This is a genomic window from Vibrio sp. 1-1(7) (assembly GCF_013048485.1).
Classification (GTDB): domain Bacteria; phylum Pseudomonadota; class Gammaproteobacteria; order Enterobacterales; family Vibrionaceae; genus Vibrio; species Vibrio fujianensis.
In genome coordinates this window covers 1-17,091 of sequence record NZ_VHSP01000003.1, presented here as the reverse complement: position 1 = coordinate 17,091, position 17,091 = coordinate 1, and the positions used below count along the sequence as shown (strand labels likewise).

Genomic DNA, 17,091 nt, shown 5'->3' with positions numbered 1-17,091 from the left:
TTGAGGGCTTATTTTGCTAAGTTATCGTCACAGCTTTCATGCTGGCAACCATGCCGATGTATTAAAACATATTGTGCAAAGCCTTATCCTCAATGCCTTGCAGCAAAAAGACAAGCCTTTTGTCTACCATGATACCCACTCTGGAGTTGGCCGTTATGACCTGACCCACGAATGGTCTGAAAAAACCGGCGAATATAAGCAAGGGATTGCGCGCATTTGGCAACAAAATGTAACGCCTTATGCCATTGAGAGTTATTTGGCTGCCATCAAAGCGCTCAATAATGGCGATACACTACGCTATTACCCAGGTTCACCGCGTGTGGCACGTGCTCACTTACGCCCACAAGATCGCATGGTATTGACGGAACTTCACCCAAGTGACTATCCATTGCTTGAACAAGAGTTTCAGCGTGATCGCCAAGTTTCTATTTACAAAGAAGATGGTTTCGCCCGCTTAAAAGCCAGTCTACCCCCTAAAGAGCGCCGTGGTTTAGTGCTGATCGACCCCCCATATGAACTGGCAAAAGAGTATCGAGATGTGGTGCAAGCCATTGCTCAAAGCTATAAACGCTGGTCTACCGGTATTTATGCGATTTGGTATCCCGTGGTTAATCGTTGCGATATTGATGATATGTTAGACGGTCTAGCAAACCTTGGCATCCGTAAAATTTTGCAAATTGAACTGGGCGTCGCTCCGGATACCAATGAACGTGGTATGACGGCCTCTGGTATGATAGTGATTAATCCACCATGGAAGTTGGAAAGCGAAATGCAAGAGATACTGCCGTTTCTCAAACAGGCCATCGCCCCCGTAACGGGACATTTTAAAGTCGAATGGGTTGTTCCAGAATAAACTGACCCAATCTATTCAAGAAGCACTCAAAAAGAATAATGGAGAAAGTAATGACCACACATTTTGATTATCTCTGTATCGGTGGCGGTAGTGGCGGTATCGCATCAGCAAACCGTGCCGCCATGTACGGAGCCAAAGTCGCACTGATTGAAGCCAAAGATCTCGGTGGTACTTGTGTTAACGTCGGTTGTGTGCCGAAAAAAGTCATGTGGCACGGCGCGCAGGTCGCAGAAGCACTGCATCTCTACGCCAAAGATTACGGCTTTGATGTCGATGTAAAAGGCTTAGACTGGTCGACACTGATCAAAAATCGTCAAGCATACATTGGGCGCATTCATCAATCCTATGACCGCGTATTAGGTAACAACAAGGTAAACGTTATCCGTGGTTTTGCCCGTTTTGTTGACGAAAAAACCGTTGAAGTGAATGGCAAACAGTACACTGCAGATCATATTTTAATCGCAGTGGGTGGTCGCCCGAGCATTCCAACGATTCCCGGTGCCGAACACGGTATCGACTCAAACGGTTTCTTTGAATTAACCGAGCAACCTAAACGTGTAGCCGTCGTCGGTGCTGGTTATATTGCGGTCGAGATTGCAGGCGTACTACATGCATTAGGAACCGAAACCCACCTTTTTGTACGAAAAGAGTCCCCTCTGCGCAGCTTTGACCCGATGATCATCGATACCTTAACCGAAGTGATGAAAAACGAAGGCCCAACCCTGCATACGCATTCCATTCCGAAAGAAGTGGTGAAAGAAGCCGATGGCAGCCTCACGCTCCATTTAGAAAATGGTCATAGCCAAAATGTCGATACACTCATTTGGGCCATTGGTCGCCACCCCGCAACGGATGAAATTAACCTAGCGGCAACCGGTGTTGAAACCACAGAACGAGGTTACATCAAGGTTGATCAATACCAAAATACCAACGTACCGGGCATTTACTGCGTGGGCGATATTATGCAAGGCGGTATAGAACTCACCCCCGTCGCGGTCAAAGCCGGACGCCAACTCTCTGAACGCCTGTTTAACAACAAGCCTGAAGCGAAAATGGATTACGATTTAGTCCCGACAGTGGTGTTTAGCCACCCGCCGATTGGCACCATCGGCTTAAGTGAACCCGATGCCATAGCTAAATATGGCGAAGAACAGGTCAAAGTGTATACCTCTAGCTTTACGGCCATGTACACCGCCGTCACGTCACATCGCCAACCTTGTAAAATGAAACTGGTGTGTGCAGGCCCAGAAGAAACCGTGGTAGGCTTACACGGCATTGGTTATACCGTCGACGAAATGATCCAAGGGTTTGCCGTGGCCATGAAAATGGGCGCAACTAAAGCTGACTTTGATTCTGTTGTCGCCATTCATCCAACCGGCAGTGAGGAATTTGTGACTATGCGTGGGTAATCAATAACTTACCCTTATAATAGCGAGCCACTTAACTGGCCCGCTATTTTTCTGTGTCTAACCCAATAAAACGACAGCGGTGTTAGCCATATTCAGTATCGAATTGATTGCGCTATCATTCCTCAAAATGCCTTAGCGTATCTCATGACCCAAAAATAAAACACAAAGTGCATACGACTTCATCAATCACTCAGTATTTTTATCACTATCTTGACCTTCCTGAAAGAGAACAAGATCAATGGCTTAAGCAACTAAAAATAAATGATGAACCAGGCTATCAAGCCCTGCGTGCATTAGTGGCGTCATCAAACCAACAAGATTTCTCCTTAAGCCAAGTCTTAGCAACACATGCAGTAACGTGGCATCAAGCCACTCCAAATTATACTGGCCAGCAAATTGATAAATACCAATTAACGCAAGAAATTGGCCGAGGAGGAATGGGAGTTGTGTATGCCGCTCACCGTGCAGATAACACGTTTGAGCAACAGTTAGCGATCAAATTTATCCAACCAGAAATGAGCCAGTTATTAGGCCATCGAGCACTGTTTGCCGAAGCACAGTTACTCGCTAAACTGGATCACCCAGCGATAGCTAAAGTTTTTGACGGGGGCGTATACAATGACCAAGTGTATATTGTGATGGAACGGATTGATGGTCTGCCTCTAGATCAACACCTTCAACAACATCATTTAAGCCTACAACAACGCCTAAAGCTGTTTAACGATCTCTGCCGTGCCGTGGAACATGCTCATCATCATCAAATTTTACATGCAGACCTTAAACCCGAAAATATTTTAGTCACTCGCCACCATCAAGTTAAACTGATCGACTTTAACTTGACTCAAAAATTACAACATAGCCACAAGAAGGATGAAAACTTCGCCTTCAAAGCATTGAGTGTCGAGTATGCAAGCCCAGAACAAAAACGAGGCGATTATTTAACTCAACAAAGTGATCTCTATTCATTAGGAAAAGTATTAGCACACTTACTGACCGGACAAGCGATTGGTCAAGAACTGCCATTCGTCATTCATAAAGCCACGGCAGATGATATCTGTGCGCGATATTCTAACGTCGGAGAACTTAGACAAGATATTGAGGCGCTACTGACTCACCGTCCCATTAAGCAAAAAGCCACTGAGCCATTCTATATTATGCGCTGCTTTGCTAAGCGTCGCCCTATGGTCAGTTTACTTAGCTTATCGTTAATGGTTATGGGACTCGTGTTTACTTATACTTTGCTGGAAAAAAATCGTCAGTTAGAGCAAGAGCAGCGCGTCACGGAACAGATGTTATTACAATTAACTCAACTAATGTATCATACCCAAAATGGTCAAGCTGAAACCTTAAGTGTACAAGGGATGTTAGACATCACTCGCCGACAGCTATTGACCAACCCCGAGATACCACATCATATCAAACAAAAATTATTGACGGCCTTAATGACCCCAACACCTGATAAACAAAAATTAACCTTAAATTGTCGTACCGTGAACTGTTCATCATGACACATTATATGCTATCGCTTAATCATTCTGTATACATCGCTTTACTACTAGCGCTGACAGCATCGCTGCACAATCAGGCCTATGCCAGTCAAGCTAATGAATCCGCTTTACCTAATATCTTCTCATCAACCGTCATTTATCAATCTCAGGGGGAGAAGCTGGTCAATACGATCATAAAAAAGCGCGATTGGCGTGGTAAATTATGCTTACAAGATCTTGATCGCCAAACTCATCCCGGTTACCAGCCTCCTATTGGGCGCATTATTTTTTCCATTCATGAGCACGGTATAACTCAATATCCGTCTCCCGGTGATTATTTTCAAAACTGCTCTCTAGACGTACGTCAGTCGATCAGCACACCATTTACCGAACCATTACAGCCTTTCGAAAATCACCAAGGGTTATTGGGTTGCGCTCTGACCGGCTGTACTGTTAATGATCTCAGCGGTTTTTATATTGAAAATCATGACGATGAGGGAGACTGGAAATATCGCACAATTGCACTGAGCTTTGATCCTGAAGCACAGCTTTTGATCGAAAAAATTCAAGGATTAGGTCGTAATGAACATGTTTCACACCTTAACCAAGAGCAAACGTTAGCCTTTACTTATCCATTAGATAAAGGCGATAAAATCGATTTCTCTGGCATTTGGCGACAAACCCTTTACCAAGCACAAACGATGCAATACCGTTGCTTGTGGATCACACCGCAAGCCATCCGGCTCGGACCAACTGGTCAACATGAGTGCCCTACACAAGAAACGCTTTACCGTATAGATATTTCAGACCAGTTTCGCGCGATGTGGTGGCGTGATAACCCAGAACCTTATGCGCAACTAGCCCAACTCAATACCACGGTGACCTGGTATGACCCAGACTTAGGTCGCCAGTGGGTCAGTTGGGAGTACCAACCGGCTGGAAAAAATTGGGATCTCGGTGTGCTTTACCGCTTTCAACAACAAAAGTTTTTGGATGATGCTGGGATGGAAAAATTGCGCATCTTACACGCGAGTGAATTCGTTAAACAACATGATGGTCAGCTAAAATCATGAATTCTTTCACACACATTTTATGCCGTTGGCAACAAGGTGATAAAGAGGCAGAAGCACAACTTTATCAATTAGCTTATCAGCAACTACGCCAAATCGCCGCACAAGAACGCCGCAAAAATATAGCCAAATATGGTGATCGTGCCGTCCAAGAAGATCATCTACATAATACAACCGCCCTGGTACACGATGCATATATCAAACTCGCACAAGCCAATTTACAAGATATTCAACATCAGCGTGAATTTTTATTGCTGGCAGCCAAAGTGATGCAACAAATATTGATTGATCACGCTCGCGCTGCACAAGCAAAAAAAAGACAAGCAACCATGTCGTATTCCGTACCCCATCCACTTCATTTCGAACAACTGGTACTGCTGGACAAAACGCTGGATCACTTTACTATTCGCTACCCAAGACAATCGAACGCTTTAAAGTTGAAATATTTTATTGGAATGAAAACACTTGAAATCAGCCAGTTACTCGAATGTAGCGCTAGCTTAATTGAAAAAGATCTCAAGTTTGCTCACAGCTGGTTACAAATGCGGATGAGTGATCAATGAAGTATCGAGCCACGCTGATCGTGCTGGGGCTATTGATGTTGGTTGGTTGGCAATGGCCTCACCACACTCTCCAAGCTGATCCTCTTGCACTATCAAGGATGAATCAAACAAAGCACACAAAGCTCGCGAGTGAGTCATGGAAACGCTTACCGAACCGTGATCGCAGTCACTCAACTAACCACCCCCATCAGGACGTAGACTCTACTTTAAATAAAACAAATCAACGCCTTCAGACCATCAATCAAGACTCGCTAGCGACAAACGAAGAATGGCCTCTTTCGACCTTGTACGCAGCACCAGATACTGGCGCACCCCAAAGGCCGCCGCACTTCAAAACCCAAGCGAAAACCAATCATCCTCCTTATGTTGATCCACGGTACTATCAACAATTGCAGCAAGAGTTGGCGAGCTGGATCTTACAAGAAGGGACAATGGTAAACTATTCGATTGCTGTCGATGGACTATTTATTGATCCGGAAGGTGACTCCTTGAGCTATCGGGTAGAATTCAACAGCCAAGCACTCAAACTCTTCTTTTCCAATCAACTGACGATATCTGGCTCACCAGACCGTCAAGAAAACCCGCTCATGCTCACTATCTTCGCGACAGACAACCGCGATGAATTAGACTCGGAAGAGCATCGCTGGGTCGCAGCTCACTTTCAGTTATCCGATGTCAAACCGCTTCCTGCCATAAGCGAACAACTACTCAACCAACCTTTATACCGAATTCATACCACACGAGTCATCGCGGGACAACGTTACCCTTTTTATGTCTTACAATGTGAAATTTTTGAACTCAAACAAGGCCACGTGTGGTATGCCGCGAGTTCGGATCGACAACGCTGCCCCCAACTCAATGAGATGAACATTGTGGCGACTTATCAGCAACAAGATGAGCAGATTCATTTACACTTTCCTAGCGATAAAACAGCAAATTGGCGGTTTCGCTACCGTTATTCGTCCAACTATTATCCGGGGATGCAGCTTTACCAGGTGACCAGCAACGAAAATGGCCCCGAAGAAACTTATAGCTTATTTGATCAACGCATCGGAGCCGAAGCTCGTCTCAATGTGCATACGGGGCAATATCACTATCAAGGTCTAAATTTTGACTACTTAATGCTTAATGAACAACAGCAGTATTATCCAATCGGTCTGTTCAACTATATATACAACTTACGCAACGCACAGCCGAACTATTACCAACCGGCAGACTCAGACCTTAATGTTTTTCACCCGACCAAGAGTTTATTTTGTCGAGATGTTGAGCCCTATTGGGCTTACGCTAGCTTAATTGGCCCAACCCACTACAATGTGCCATTGATCAGCGAAAGTGGCGATCGGGCAGGAAACTATCCCCCGCTCTGTGGTGAGTATTTACGGAGCCAAACTCGCACCGCTCTCTATTTTGATCATGAGTTCACCGCACAAGATATTCCTTTGGACGGAAAAATTTATACCTATATTCTTTATCCTCGTCCTGAATACGCCCATTTGTTAGAGAAGTTTGCCATCAATCTGATTTATCACGCGCCCATCGATTGATGGTATCGATCATTCTCAAGATGCACGTTATTCGTTTTCCTTATATCTAGCCTTTTCTCTTTAACCATACCGCTCAAATTGCTTGCTCAAAAATGCTCAATATCAGTGAAGTAAAAAAATAAAATAAATTTTACGGATTTTCTGCGCTTTTTCGTTCCTTGATACTTATATCAAAAATCAGTAAAAACGAATTCATCTTCGTTCTCTTACTTACAAATTAGTAACAAGAGATTGATTTTTAAGTGTATTATTTGGAACCTAACTATAATGAATAAAATCAGTTTACTCGCATTGTCAGTCGCTATGGCGCTTACTGGATGTGGTGGCTCTGACAGCTCGGACAACACCAATCAACCACCCAGTGCCGCGGGAGTGTTAATCACCGCCCTTGATGGTCACTTTTATCAAGCGGTGATCTTTGACGATGCGGATAAAAACGGCAAATTCGATGATAATGAGTATGTATTTGGCTTAACTAACCAAAGTGGTCAATTGGAATTACCGGCTGACTATCAACTCAAAGGTCAGTTAGCCGTACAAACCTTGACCCCTGGTGGGGCGGTGCAGCGCCGTTTGGCTAACCTAAATGCGGCTTATGCCGGTAAATACACCATTGATATGGACCATCCCGCTCAAGCCATGGCCCATGAAGTGGTATTGCGCGCCCCTACCCTTGAGGCACAGCAGCAGGTAATTTCGCCAATCACCGATTTAATTGTGCTAGCAATGGAAAACGATCCGACCAGCGACCTCACTCAAGCGAAACAAACCGTTGCTAATACTTTAGGGCTGGATAACCAAGCTGAACTATTAAGCGACTTTACCAAAACAAATCCTAAGCTACATAAAAAAGCCCAGATCCTCACTGACTCGAAAGCCGCCAACCCAGCGAGCTATGAAAAAAATGCGGCGCAATTTGCCGAAAAATCCGCGCAACTCGTCGGTAACATGGACGACACAGAGATCAACGATGTCAATCAACGTCCGGTGATTATTAATGATAATGAAAATGCCGAGAGTGGTTTCGCCCCTAAGGTAGTTACCAACCATAAACTACAGGTAAGTGAAAAGGTTAAGGGTAAACTTGAGGCCGATTTTGCCAAGCTAAATCTCAAACAAGGCGACACCTTTGCTGACCAAGCGTTTTCTATCGCGGACTTATTTAGCGATAAAGACCAAACAACTGTTGAGGTTACATTAGAGCAGGATTTAAAGGCTTCAGGACTGAGCGCGAAAATTGACCATCAGCAATTGGTTCTCAGTTCAAACGGCTCTGAGCTCAAGGCGCAAGATAATCTTTACTTGATCTTAGTCGCTACGGATAAGGACGTTCAAGAGGCAGAGCGAGGTCAAGTGCGGGTACAACTGAACTTAAAAGTGACCACGCTAAATCAAGCCCCCGTTATAAACCAAGCTGAAAAAGAGAGATTACAGCAACAAATCGATGCTTGGTATCTCCAACAAGGGGAAGCGTTTGATCAATCGATTGATATCAGTGCGCTATTTAGCGATACCGATGGCCAAATCGTGAGCTATTGGGGCGGTGACGTACAGGTTGCAGGATTAACCATCGCGGATGTTGATAGCCCAATGATCACGCTCCGTGGCACCCCAAGCCAAGCCTCTCCAGCAGGTCAAACTTTTACGGTTAAGGTCAAAGATGACCAAGGGGCAGAAAGCTCGACAACCTTTATTCTACCAGAGGTAAAAGAAGGGATTGCCCCGCCATCACTCAAGCATCCTTTAGAAGCCACCACTTGGTATCGTCTTGAACACGGAGGCGGTACGGCAACAACTAAACTGCCTTATGAACGGATTTGGTGCGATACATTGCATTTTGAAAACGGTAAAATCTCGGGTAATTACCGCACCATGAACAACTTAACCCAGTGTGGCGCTCTCGACAATCGTTCTTGGTATAACGGCACCTATCAAGTTCAAGGCGAGCAATTGATTGCAACCTTCGGCAGCGGAGATCATAAAGAAAAAGTCACACTAACAATTGAAGACGCTGATGGTATCGCTCCAGGCGCAAAAACCTTAACTTGGTCATCTGACGAAGGAACCGAGCGTTACACATTGTTTCGTCGTCAGTCAGACGCTGAAGCGCGAATTCAAATAAAATCGAATGATGGCCCAGAAAAGCGCTTTTTTCCTATGATGTTACCGACACAACAAGAAGGCGTAGAAGCGTTAGGTAGGGTCTCTTTATCGTTACGGAAAAATACCAATCCTGACGATCAAAATGCGATGGATGCGAACTTAATTTTAGAGTTCCCAGACCAAAATTTCACTTGCCAGGATGCAGAAGAGTTTTATAAGTACTTTATCATTCACGGACCACAGCTAGTCACTGAAACGACCGATTATAATACAGGCGAAATTTATAAGTCTTACGGTGTTTATTCGGGTAACGAATGGGGTACCTCACTTGAGTGCTATCGAAAAACAGAAAATCACATTGTGCACGCAGCGATTGATTTCGACCTACCGGAATTAAGCAAAGGCGGCGTTTATAGCTTTATCGGCAAAGTAAAAGCCAACCAAGGTGAGTATATTGAAGCCATCAAATTCAATATGACCTGGACAGGAAAAGGCAATCACGAATAGGCATTAATCGCTCCTTCATTAAGCCCCGTCAACCGGGGCTTTTGCCATTGGTCATTGATTTCACACAAAGCACACTAAGCAGAGAGTGACCGTTCAAATTAGTCATTTTCCCACTGGTAAATAACCCTTTATTATTGGCTCCCCAATAGGGCAAATACATCGGCCATTGTTCTTTCTCCATCACTTTTGAACTCAGCAACTGTTGCCATTCGTCTTCAGTCACTAAGCGCATGCCTTGACTCTCACACATGATTTTTGCGCCGCTATAATTCAAGCGGTTCCAAGCCTGATTATGTTCCATATAAAACTGCACTTTCTCTGATGCGGTATAGGGAATCGCATAGGTTAGCCCATTAAATGATGTTTGATGACGAATCACGATGGCATTACTTTTGGGCTTGGTCGTTGATGCTTTTTTCAGTGGCTGTATTGCTGGCGATATTGGCTCTAGCGTAGCAGGCGGGTGAGATATTGGCTTGGGTTGGGTTTGAGTTATCGGACGTTGTGCTCCGTTTTTTTTGCTCACTTCACGCAGAAAGGCTTCTTGATAGCCAGCCAAGTGGCGCACTGCCGTCAGTTCTTTACGCACAGATGTATAATCATGATAAGGCCCGATTAAGCAACGAATACCGGTACTTTCGGGCTTCATCCATACGTCTGTCGATATTTTCTCATAGAGCACTTTTGCCTGCTCCACCGATAAGGGGGATGCTAATAAGCCACACTGAATCCAGAATTTGGAATCTTGACCTTTAGGTAAGGTATTCCCCCACAATCCTTGCCCAATTGGACATGATGAATCGAGAACCGGGAGTTGATCACTGGCCGCTTGGGTCGCATCACAGAGAAAATCCTGAGCAAATACGGTAAACGAGCTCAAAGAAACCGCGCAACAAGATAGGCTTAATAAAGTTCGATGGATGATTCTAGCTATCGTAACCACTCTTATATCCATAGTTATCCCTACTATAGTGACAGCATCAATGGCTTCAGGTGCAAAATACATGCAAAAAAAGAGCCGTAATTGCTTACGACTCTCAGTGTAGGTGGCTTATGGCGGTAAAATCAACCGACCAGCCTCACCCTTTATAAATTTTTGGATTAAAAACATCCCGTAACCAGTCACCGAGCAGGTTAATCACCAACACTAGGCTAATCAAAACCAGTCCCGGGAAGGCGGTAATCCACCAAGCACCAGAGAAAATATACTTAAAGCCGATACTGATGAGCGCCCCTAACGATGGCTGATCCACCGGTAAGCCCAAACCGAGGAAAGAAAGAGCCGCTTCCGACATGATCGCATTGGCAATTTGTACTGTTGAAATGACTAAGATTGGTGATAAACAGTTGGGCAAAATATGTCGAAACATAATCCGTAGCGACTTGAACCCCATCACTCGTGCCGCTTCGACATACTCTTTCTTCTTCTCTGCCAGTACCGATGCTCGAATCGTTCGAGCATACTGTGGCCATTCAGCAATACCAATGATCACCACCAACATGACAACTGCGTATTGGCTATAAAACTCACCACCAAAACTGGCTTTAAAGATAGCGGAAACAATGATTGCCACCATCATGGTGGAAAAAGAGAGCTGAATATCGGCAAAACGCATCAAGAAGCTATCAATTCGCCCACCGAAATAACCAGCCGATAATCCAATGACGATACCAAGAATGAGCTGAAGACCGACCGCTAAAAATCCAATCGTTAAAGAAAGGCGGGAGCCATACAAAATCGTCGATAAAATATCTCGCCCCTGCTCATCGGTTCCCAGTAGAAAACGCTCATCACTGCCCTCTAACCAAACAGGCGGCAATTCTGAGTCCATAATATCAATGGAGGCCAGATCGTAAGGGTTGGTTGGTGCTAATAAAGGCGCAGTTAATGCCATGGCGAGAAACAGCATAAAAAAGGCAAAACTGACCATCGCCACTTTATCGCGCAGAAAGTAGTATAAAAAATCCGATTGTTTAAAACGCTGCCAAACTGAAGGCGTACTTGTTGTCGAAGTCATGATTACGCCCCTTTTCCGGTTACATTAACGGTTGGGTTGATCAACCCATACAGCAAATCGACGATGGTATTGGTGACCACAAAAAGCAGCCCAACAAAAATGACATAAGCAGTAATCAATGGGGTATCAACCCGGTTGATCGCCTCTAAAAAGAGCAAACCGGTACCTGGCCATTGAAAAACAGTTTCCGTTAAAATGGTGTACGCCACCATGGTCCCTATCTGTACCCCACCGACGGTGAGCACTGGTAATAGCGTATTTCTTAACGCGTGTTGAAAATAAATTTTGTTCATCGCTAAGCCTTTGGCTTTAGCAAATTTGATGTATTCCGAACTCAATACTTCAAGCATTTCTGAGCGGACCAAACGAATAAAAAGTGGCAACATAATCGAGGCGAGAGCAATACTGGGTAACACTAAGTGACGCAAGCCATCGAGATTGAATAAACCCGATTCCCATCCGAATAAACGTGTCGTTTCACCTCGTCCGTAAGAAGGCAACCAGCCTAATTCAATCGAAAAGACATACATCAACATAATAGCGGTTAAAAATACCGGTATAGAAATACCGACACTGCTTCCGGCCATAATCAATTTTGAAAACCATCGCTTAGGATGAATAGCCGAGTAAACCCCAAGAGGAATAGAAAGGGCGATGATAATCAATGTCGCGGCAAACACCAGCTCTAATGTGGCCACCAACTTGTCTAAAATCACCTCAGCAGCAGGGCGCTTAAAAAAATAGGACGTCCCTAAATCTCCTTGAACGGCTGCCCCTAAGAAACGAGTGTATTTCACTAAAAAGGGATCATTGAGCCCTAACTCATCACGCATCGCTTGTCGCTGGGCCTCTGAAACGGACTGCCCTACTAATTCACGTAGCGGATCGCCTAGGTTATCTTGAATTGCAAATGCCACCAAACTGATGACAAACATCACTATTACTGCCTGATATAGGCGTTTGACCAGAAAAGAAAACATTCCCTGCCCCTTAAACTATCCATGATGATGGTGCACAACTCGCACACCAAAACGCTTCAACCTTAATAACATACTTAATCCGGCTGAATAAAAATTAAGCTCGACAAGGTCAACGGTGTATTTTTTAATAAACGCATTACGATGCAGGAGAAAACAAGAGGTAACGAACGCTTCTATTACTTCTTGTTCTCCGATTTAATATCGCTTTACTCGCATCAACGGGGTGATTATTTAACCACCAAATCACCAAAGTAAGGGAAATCCATACCATTAATGATCGGTGCTAACTCTAAGTTTTTCTTCGCCGCCCAAGAAGGGTCTTGCCAATGAAGCGGGACAAAAGCAGCCTCATCATAAAGTATTTTCTCTACTTTTTTCAGCATCGCGTTACGTTTGGTTAAATCCGTTTCAACATTCGATGCCTCAACCAAAGAGTCAACGTCTGCATTAGAGTAATAACCACAGTTATATTGACCTTTGCCCGTTTGCTCATCACGTGTCATGGTTAAAAACTCGGAGAAATTGGCTGAATCTTCCGTGTCAGGATGCCAACCAATCATCAACATATCTGCCGCACATTTATCAAATTCTGGCCAATATTGTGCTTTAGGCATGGTTTTTAAGTCGACTTTGATGCCAATTCGAGCCAGCATGGCTGACGCGGCTTGAGCAATTTTATCGTCATTCACATAACGATTATTCGGGGCCATCATAGTCAGAGTAAAACCGTTCTCATACCCTGCTTCCTTCATCAATTGTTTGGCTTTTTTAAGATCAAAGCGTGGTTTGAGGCTCTCGTTATAACCGGCGTAACCGACAGGGCTTTGCTGCCCAGCAGCGGTCGCTGCACCACGCATTACTCGATCAACAATGCCTTGATTATTAATCGCATAAACAATCGCTTGACGCACGCGCACATCACGCAAGGCTTCATGGCTATTTTGGTTCAATTGAAAAGTGATAACTCGGGTACCGGGCATGGTATACAGCTCGATATTTTTAGCATCGCGAATACGCTGGTAATCATTCGGGGAAACAGGAGAAATCATATCAACCCCACCAGATAATAAAGCCGCAACTCGCGTAGCCGCCTCTTTAATTGGAACCAGTGTCAATTGATCAACATTACCTTTGCTGTCTTTATCCCAGTAATCAGCAAACCGAGTAAATTCGACACGAATTCCCTGCTCACGCTCTGTAACAATAAAGGGCCCGGTTCCTGATGCATGGGTTGAGGCAAATGAAGAACCATGTTTCACGATTTCGGCTTTATCTTTGCCATCGGCCGTTTTCCCTGTATAAAACTTGCTATCCATTGGGAAAATATAGGTCGCCACGTTTTCAATCAACGGATATACCCCGTTGGTTTTGATATCGATTGTGTAGTCATCGACCTTGGTGATCGATGCAAGCGGTTCAAAAATACCTTTAAAATCAGCTGACTCTTTTAAACGATTAAACGTCCATACCACATCATCGGCAGTAAACGGGTTACCCGAGTGAAATTTTACCCCTTGACGCAAAGTAAAGCGCATCGTTTCATCATCTAAACGCTGCCAAGACTGAGCCAAACGCGGCTCAAACTTCATCTCCTGCGTGAAACGAATTAACGGATCAAACACCATGTGTGACAGTTGCAGCGTTCCCCCGGAAAGCTGTTCATGAGGGTCCATCGACACGGGATCTGAATCGTAGGCGACTTTAATTTGCGCCGCACTGAGTGAAAAACTCAATCCTGCCGCCATCAAGGCTAAGGTCAGCTTGCTTTTCAAGGTTATCATTGCATAACTCCTTATGCGGGAATTTATATCCCTAATGTTATTGTACTGGTATTGATATGTGCTTTTTCCACTGGATATGGAATGGAACGAAACCACCAACTAGGCTGTTTCTGCCTTTTCTCTTAACCCGGTAAACTCGGGCATCAAGGAAATCAATTGCTTGCTATATTCATGCTGCGGGCTATTAAATAACTGCTCGGTTGGAGCGACTTCCAATAGTGTCCCCATCTGCATCACTCCAACCCGATCACACATTTGTCGAATTACAGGCAAATCGTGACTGATAAACAACATGGTCAAATTCAGCTCTTGTTGTAAATCTTTCAGCAAGTTAAGGATCTGCGCTTGAACGGACACATCTAATGCTGAGGTCGGTTCATCACAAATCAATAATCGAGGGCGAGTCGCCAAAGCTCGGGCAATCGAAATGCGCTGCCGCTGTCCACCAGAAAATTCATGAGGATATTTCAGCCCCGCCATACGTCCGAGCCCGACATAATCCAATAAATCATTCACAATTTGTCGAGTCTGCGACTCATTGTCGGTCAATTTATGAAAGCGGATGGGCTCAGCAATAATATCTAATACCTTCATGCGCGGATTCATTGAAGTATAAGGGTTTTGAAACACCATCTGCATCTGACGACGCATAGGACGACGCTGCTTTTCTGACTTCAGTCCGGTTAGGTCAATCCCTTCAAAAGTCACCCGCCCTTCATTCGGTTGGTAAAGGCCAGCAATCACACGTGCTATGGTCGACTTACCTGAACCAGACTCGCCGACCAGCCCAAAGGTTTCCCCTTCATGAACCTGAAAACTGACATTATTGGATGCTTGGACATATTCACGGCGGCTTTCAAATAAAGAATCTTTGGTCACAAAGCGAAGGTTAACATGCTCGACGTTCAACAGTGGCCCGGTATAAGCACGCTGATCTTGATTTTGTCCTAACCAATGATGCTTAATATCTAACGGTGCCAACTCACTGGCTTCTTCGATATAACTAACGAGAGGAAAGCGATCTAATTTAGTGTCAGAGCGAGGCACCGCTGAAATCAAACTACGGGTATAAGGATGATCGGGATCGCCTAATACTTTCGCCGTTGGGCCAAACTCGACTAAATCACCACGATACATGACAGCAACCCGATCTGTCACATTAGACACCACCCCCATATCATGAGTCACCAGCATACAGCCAACATTATTCTTTTTACATAACTCACGAATCAGTGACAATATTTGGTCTTGAATAGAGACATCTAAAGCCGTAGTCGGCTCATCAGCAATAATTAAATCCGGCTCTCCGGCTAGCGCAATCGCAATCACTACACGCTGACGCATTCCGCCGGAAAACTGATGAGGGTATTGCTTTAAACGATTTTCTGGCTGAGGAATCCCCACTTGTTGCATGAGAGATAAAGCACGTTGATAAGCTTCTTGATGGCTAACCTTCATATTGGCATGAATCGTTTCCGTCAGCTGATGTTCAACTGTAAATAATGGGTTCAATGAGGTCATCGGATCTTGAAAGATAAATCCAATTTTTGAGCCGCGAACTTGCCGCATTTTTTCAGGGGACAAACCTGAGATTTTCTCACCATCTAACCATACATCCCCTCCAGCAATCGTACCGGGAGGGCTTAATAAATCAATGATTGCGTTGCCTACTGTAGACTTACCAGCACCAGATTCACCGACCACACCAACAATTTCACCGCGCTCAATATTAAAACTTAATGACTTGACTGCCGCGTGGACACCGTGACGTGACGGATATTCAATACGTAGATTGCTAACTTCTAAAAGTGACATGTAAACCAGACCTCAACTGCTTTGGCACAATACTGCCCTGTCTGAGCCTCACACAACTACAAAGTGAACATTGTAATTGTGCAAAACCTAATAATGATTCCTTTCTACCAACACAGTACAATCTGCTGGCTATTTACAAGCTCATCAATGTGTCAAAAATCTCACATAAAAGCAACAATCAAAGGATAAAAACTCGATAAAATCCCCAAACAAAGCAGCTTAATCGAATAAATATGCATAAAATAAAGATATAATAATGGTCGAACCACTGATTAAAAATCCATCACAGTCGCTACAAAACCAAGTGCATCTGTATTTTGTATTCAATGAAAAAGCATTCAAAAAATAATTCACCGGAATATTATTTCAAATCCTGACCAGCCCCAGCATTAACAACAAAGAAACAACTCTCCACAAAAAAGGCATAAATGCCAATTAAAAAACCACCAAAATAGAAATAGACAGAGACAAGCACCAAAATAACAACAAAATAAAGCGTATTAGACGGAGTAAACACTAGGGTTAAATCGGAAAACAGCACGACTCAAGAAAAATACGTTATTTTTTTCTTTATCTATGCGCATTGCTGTGAGTACTTTGATTTTATGCATAATTTCAAAAATAAAAACTCTGATTGTAAAAAATTAGAACTCTCATTATTTGAGAAAGATGAAATCTAGACATCAAAAACCCAGTCTCTCGACTAGGGCTCAATATAAGTGGTCGGTGAAGAGCGGATCCTAAATATCAACCGAACCCCCGACCCTCTCAATCACTAACAGAAAGTAAAAAGCCCTAGTCTCTCGACTAAGGCTCAATATAAGTGATCGGTGAAGAGCGGATCCTAAATATCAACCGAACCCCCGACCCTCTCAATCACTAACAGAAAGTAAAAAGCCCTAGTCTCTCGACTAAGGCTCAATATAAGTGATCGGTGAAGAGCGGATCCTAAATATCA

Annotated in this window: 12 protein-coding genes; 7 read left to right on the top strand and 5 right to left on the bottom strand. The window is 44.1% G+C overall.

Translation table 11 applies throughout. The features are described from left to right. The first annotated feature begins 13 nt into the window (after positions 1-13). The 7 genes from FKN05_RS11630 (at position 14) to FKN05_RS11600 (ending at position 9,539) form a co-directional block, all read left to right on the top strand. Positions 14-853 (top strand): 23S rRNA (adenine(2030)-N(6))-methyltransferase RlmJ, encoded by an 840-nt coding sequence (locus FKN05_RS11630; RefSeq protein ID WP_154115040.1) that lies wholly within the window; start codon positions 14-16, stop codon positions 851-853. Positions 854-903: 50 nt separating this feature from the next. Next, the gene (gene gorA, locus FKN05_RS11625; protein ID WP_170887574.1) at positions 904-2,262 is read left to right on the top strand and encodes a glutathione-disulfide reductase; all 1,359 of its coding nucleotides are present in this window, start codon (positions 904-906) and stop codon (positions 2,260-2,262) included. Between the two features lie 167 nt (positions 2,263-2,429). Further along, the gene (locus FKN05_RS11620; RefSeq protein ID WP_099610842.1) at positions 2,430-3,770 is read left to right on the top strand and encodes a serine/threonine protein kinase; all 1,341 of its coding nucleotides are present in this window, start codon (positions 2,430-2,432) and stop codon (positions 3,768-3,770) included. Beyond that, positions 3,767-4,822: a chromosome partitioning protein ParA gene (locus FKN05_RS11615; RefSeq protein WP_170887573.1), complete on the top strand. Its 1,056-nt coding sequence runs from the start codon at positions 3,767-3,769 to the stop codon at positions 4,820-4,822. The genes FKN05_RS11620 and FKN05_RS11615 overlap by 4 nt, the downstream gene beginning before the upstream one ends. Next, a complete protein-coding gene (locus FKN05_RS11610; RefSeq protein WP_170887572.1) occupies positions 4,819-5,382 on the top strand; it encodes an ECF-type sigma factor in 564 nt (187 codons plus the stop codon). Before FKN05_RS11615 ends, FKN05_RS11610 begins: the two co-directional genes overlap by 4 nt. Beyond that, complete coding sequence (locus FKN05_RS11605) at positions 5,379-6,929, top strand: hypothetical protein (protein ID WP_170887571.1); 1,551 nt, start codon at positions 5,379-5,381, stop codon at positions 6,927-6,929. Before FKN05_RS11610 ends, FKN05_RS11605 begins: the two co-directional genes overlap by 4 nt. 267 nt (positions 6,930-7,196) lie before the next feature. After that, positions 7,197-9,539 carry an Ig domain-containing protein gene (locus tag FKN05_RS11600; RefSeq protein ID WP_170887570.1) on the top strand — a complete coding sequence of 781 codons (2,343 nt, stop codon included), beginning with the start codon at positions 7,197-7,199 and terminating at the stop codon, positions 9,537-9,539. 28 nt (positions 9,540-9,567) lie between these two features. Here FKN05_RS11600 and FKN05_RS11595 read toward each other — a convergent pair whose 3' ends face one another. From FKN05_RS11595 to FKN05_RS11575, 5 genes are all read right to left on the bottom strand, one after another. Next, complete coding sequence (locus tag FKN05_RS11595; protein ID WP_170887569.1) at positions 9,568-10,494, bottom strand: SPOR domain-containing protein; 927 nt, start codon at positions 10,492-10,494, stop codon at positions 9,568-9,570. 124 nt (positions 10,495-10,618) lie between these two features. Beyond that, the gene (locus FKN05_RS11590) at positions 10,619-11,557 is read right to left on the bottom strand and encodes an ABC transporter permease (RefSeq protein ID WP_161427392.1); all 939 of its coding nucleotides are present in this window, start codon (positions 11,555-11,557) and stop codon (positions 10,619-10,621) included. Positions 11,558-11,559: 2 nt separating this feature from the next. Continuing rightward, positions 11,560-12,537 (bottom strand): ABC transporter permease, encoded by a 978-nt coding sequence (locus tag FKN05_RS11585; protein ID WP_099610848.1) that lies wholly within the window; start codon positions 12,535-12,537, stop codon positions 11,560-11,562. A gap of 227 nt (positions 12,538-12,764) precedes the next feature. Beyond that, positions 12,765-14,318, bottom strand: a complete 1,554-nt coding sequence (locus FKN05_RS11580; protein ID WP_099610849.1) for an ABC transporter substrate-binding protein — start codon at positions 14,316-14,318, stop codon at positions 12,765-12,767. A 99-nt stretch (positions 14,319-14,417) separates the two neighbouring features. Then, positions 14,418-16,133 carry an ABC transporter ATP-binding protein gene (locus FKN05_RS11575; protein WP_161427389.1) on the bottom strand — a complete coding sequence of 572 codons (1,716 nt, stop codon included), beginning with the start codon at positions 16,131-16,133 and terminating at the stop codon, positions 14,418-14,420. Positions 16,134-17,091 lie beyond the last annotated feature (958 nt).